We start from the raw sequence: 3,832 nt of genomic DNA, 5'->3' as shown, positions 1-3,832 counted from the left end.
GACCTCGGCCGCGCTGGCGCTGTCGGTCTGCGACGCCGCCAAGGAATTGCTGGTGGAACAAAAGCACATGAAGAGCGCCGTGATCATGAGCGAGGACGCCGCCTGGACCACGCCGCTCGATGTCGGCTACGAAGAATGCCTGCCCCGAATCGGGCTAAAGGTGCTCGATCACATCCGCTTCTCGCCCGACACCACCGACTTCACGCCAATCTTCAACAAGATCGAAGGCACGAGGCCGGACGTGATCATCACCGGCATTTCGCATGTCGGGGTGCAGCCGACGGTGCAGTGGAAGAACCAGCAGGTTCCGATCCCGATGCTCGGGATCAGTTCACAAGCCACCAACTCTACCTTCGGCAAGGATACCAATGACGCGGCGGAAGGCGTGCTCTATCAGGGCGTATCCGGTCCGGACGTCCCGGTGACGCCGAAGAGCCTTCCCTTTACCCAGGGTTTCAAGGCGAAGTTCGGTAACTTCCCGTCCTATGCCGGCTACACCTCCTATGACGAAGTTTACTACATCGCCGACGCCGTCAAGCGTGCCGGATCGACCGACGCCGACAAGCTGATCGAGGCGCTGGAAAAGACCGACTGGATCGGCACCATCGGCCGCATCCAGTTCTACGGCAAGGACGACCAGTTCACCCATTCGATCAAATACGGCAAGGGCCTGATCACCGGGTTGATGCTGCAATGGCAGGATGGCAAGCAAGTCGCCGTCTGGCCTGCGGAAGTGGCCAAGGGCCAGCTCAAGTTCCCGAGTTTTATCAAACTCACATCGAATTGAAAAACGAGCATGCTCCCGGGCGCGACCCGGGAGCATTTTCGCATCTCGCGCATTCTGGACCAGCGATTCCATGAAACCTATCGGTTCAGGACTGAGGATCTGCCACCGTCATTGCGAGGAGCCCTTGCGACGAAGCAATCCATCGCCCGGCGTACGCTTAAGTGGATTGCTTCGCACACCGGCTCGGCGCCTTGCGCCGCGCCGGTGGCTCGCAATGACGGTGGTGATATCGATATGATCAGAACTTCATAATCACTGAATTAGAGAGTGGGGCAGCGGTGCTGCCGCGGCTACCATAATGCTTTTCCTCCAAATACTGATCGACGGCTTTGCCATCAGCGCGCTGTACGCGCTGGGGGCGACCGGCTTTACCCTGATCTTCGGCGTCTCCGGCGTGCTCAATCTTTCGCATGGCGCCATCATGGTGCTGGCGGCGGTGGCGGCATGGGCTGCCGCGAGCGTACTTCATCTGAACACCTATGGCGGCGCGCTGATCGGGGTCTTGGCCGCGCTGATAGCGGCACTGGTGACTTATTTCGCAGTGGTGCAGCCGATCCAGAAATCGAGACGAATTGCCAACGAGGAGAAGGAAATATTCGTTCTCACCGGCACCTTGCTGTGGGGGATCATGATTCAGGAATTGATCGCATATTTCTTTACCAACAATGCCAAGACCGTGCTCCCGATCGTCGAGGGGGTGATCGACATCGTCGGCGTACGCACGCCGAAGAATGAGATCTTTACCGCAATGGTCTGCTGTCTGGTGATCGGCCTGCTCTGGCTATTGGTGAACCGCACCCGCACCGGCAAGGCGGTGCTGGCGGCTTCGATGAATCCGCGCGGCGTCACGCTGCTCGGGCTTGAGCTGACCAGCATCTACATCATGGTCTGGGCGATCTACGGCATCCTTGCCGGCATCGCCGGCGTGCTGCTCGGGATGTTCCTCGGCGTCAGTTCCTACAGCGTCGGCCCGCTCACCGCGAGCGCCTTCTCGATCGTGGTCCTCGGCGGCCTTGGCAGCGTTTCCGGTTCGCTGATCGCGGCCTTCGTGGTGGGCTACCTCGAGACGCTGACCGCCTATCTGGTTTCGCCGGCCTACCGGACCATTCCGGCGCTGCTGCTGCTGGTGATCGTGATGTACATCCGGCCGCAGGGCCTGCTCGGGAGGCGATGAGCATGGCCGGTTTTTTCCAATCGAAGCTGTTCTTTATCTCGCTCGCTATCGTTGTCCTCGCCGCGACCCTGCCGCTCTATGTCTCCGGCTATGTTCTCGGCCTGCTGACGGTCGCCTACTATTTCGGCGTGTTTGCGATGGCGTGGGACCTTTTGTTCGGATTCGCAGGCGAGGTCAATTTCGGCCCGACCTTCCTGATCGGTGTCGGCGCCTACACCGCCGGCATCCTCAACAACGAATATGGATGGTCGGTTTATCTGTGCATCTTTCTCGGCGCGATGGCCTCGGTCATCGCCGGATTTGTGCTGGCACTGCCGGCGTTACGCGTGCGCGGACCCTATTTCGGGCTGACCACCCTGGTCGCGGTATTGATGCTGCAAAATTTCATCGTGGTGTTCGCTAGCCTGACCGGCGGCGAGATCGGTCTCACCATTCCCGATGTCATCACGATCGACGCCGGGGCGAACTACTGGATTGCACTGGGCTTCATGACCTTGAGCGCCATCATCCTGTACGGCCTTTCGCAGTCGCCGGTCGGTCTCGTGCTGCAGGCCAGCGGACAGGACCCGGTGCAGGCCGGCGCGCTCGGTTTCAATATCGTCAAGCACAAACTCGCAGCCTTCGTCGTCAGCGCCTTCTTCTCAGGGCTCTCGGGCGCATTGCTGGTGTTTTATTTCGGCACCGCCTCGGTAGGAACCGTCGTCGACATCGCCGTCGGCGTGCAGGTGATCGTCGCCGCCGTGCTTGGCGGAAGACGCACCGTGCTGGGCGCAGCACTTGGCGCGATCTTCCTGATCGTCGCCGGAGAGTTCCTGAGGCCTACCGGCGAATTGGCGACCTTCATCGTCTCGACCGTCGCATTGCTGGTGATCCTGTTCTTTCCCGACGGCTTCCTCGGAGCGGCGCTGTCGCGCGGGGCGCGCTCGTGATGGAAGCGTTGACCAACAACCCTCCCGTGCTCGAAGTCCGCGGCCTGACCAAGCGCTTCGGCGGCCTGACAGCCGTCAAGAACCTCAATCTCGATCTGCGCGCCGGCGAGATTTTTGGGCTGATCGGTCCGAACGGCTCCGGTAAATCGACCGCGATGAAGGCGATCATGGGCATCGAGCGCCCGAGCGCGGGCGAGGTCATTTTCCAGGGGGAAAACATCGCAGGCCTGCCCGCGCACAAGATCGCGCGCAAGGGTTTTGGGATGGTGTTCCAGCATTCGCGGCCGCTCAACCGGCAGACCGTGCTCGAAAATATCATGGTCGCGCTGTTGCCCGACAGCCTGTTCATGCTGTTCCCGGACAAGCGACTGACCGAGCGCGCCAAATGGATCGCTGACCGTGTCGGCCTTGGCGCCGTGATGGACCGGCGGCCGCCGACCTTGCCGTTCGCCGACCTGCGCCGGCTCGAACTGGCGAAGGCGATCGCCAGGGATCCCAAGGTCGTGCTGGTCGACGAGCCTTTCGCCGGGCTGACCTTGGCCGAAGTCGGGATCTTCTCGGAGCTGATCCGCAGTTTTCGCGACGAGGGCCGCGCGGTGCTGTTGGTCGACCACAACGTCAAGAGCGTTGCCGCACTGGTCGACCGGGTGCTGGCGATGTATCTCGGCGAGGAAATCGTCACCGGCCGGGCCGACGAGGTGATGCGCAACGAGACGGTGCGGCGGGTCTATCTCGGCGGCGCCATCGAAACCTCGGCGCGCCCCGAGACCAGCTTCAAGGACAAGGTGCCGCTGCTGCAGGTCGAGAACGTCAGCGTCCATTACGGCAAGGCGCAGGCGCTCGACAACGTCTCGATCCATGTTCACCAGGGTGAGTTCGTTTCGGTCGTCGGCCTCAACGGCGCCGGCAAGACCACGCTGTTCAACACCATTTCAGGATTCC

Annotated in this window: 4 protein-coding genes; all 4 read left to right on the top strand. The window is 61.4% G+C overall.

Annotated elements, in window-relative coordinates; genetic code table 11:
- Positions 1-787, top strand: a 787-nt coding sequence (locus tag ABSG20_RS31755; protein ID WP_423868405.1) for an ABC transporter substrate-binding protein, incomplete at its 5' end; no start/stop codon positions are given.
- A 298-nt stretch (positions 788-1,085) separates the two neighbouring features.
- Positions 1,086-1,961 carry a branched-chain amino acid ABC transporter permease gene (locus ABSG20_RS31750; protein ID WP_423868404.1) on the top strand — a complete coding sequence of 292 codons (876 nt, stop codon included), beginning with the start codon at positions 1,086-1,088 and terminating at the stop codon, positions 1,959-1,961.
- Between the two features lie 2 nt (positions 1,962-1,963).
- On the top strand, positions 1,964-2,890 hold the full coding sequence (locus ABSG20_RS31745; protein WP_423868403.1) for a branched-chain amino acid ABC transporter permease: 927 nt from the start codon (positions 1,964-1,966) through the stop codon (positions 2,888-2,890).
- A partial coding sequence (locus ABSG20_RS31740) for an ABC transporter ATP-binding protein (RefSeq protein ID WP_423868402.1) occupies positions 2,890-3,832 on the top strand: 943 nt, incomplete at its 3' end. The genes ABSG20_RS31745 and ABSG20_RS31740, both read left to right, overlap by 1 nt.

The organism is Bradyrhizobium sp. (assembly GCF_049512235.1).
In the GTDB taxonomy this organism is placed as follows: domain Bacteria; phylum Pseudomonadota; class Alphaproteobacteria; order Rhizobiales; family Xanthobacteraceae; genus Bradyrhizobium.
This window is presented reverse-complemented; position numbering and strand designations above follow the sequence as displayed.

Excerpts from the sequence above, each read along its gene's own strand:
- ABSG20_RS31750 (WP_423868404.1), top strand. The coding sequence starts at position 1,086 with ATGCTTTTCCTCCAAATACTGATCGACGGCTTTGCCATCAGCGCGCTG.
- ABSG20_RS31745 (WP_423868403.1), top strand. The coding sequence starts at position 1,964 with ATGGCCGGTTTTTTCCAATCGAAGCTGTTCTTTATCTCGCTCGCTATC.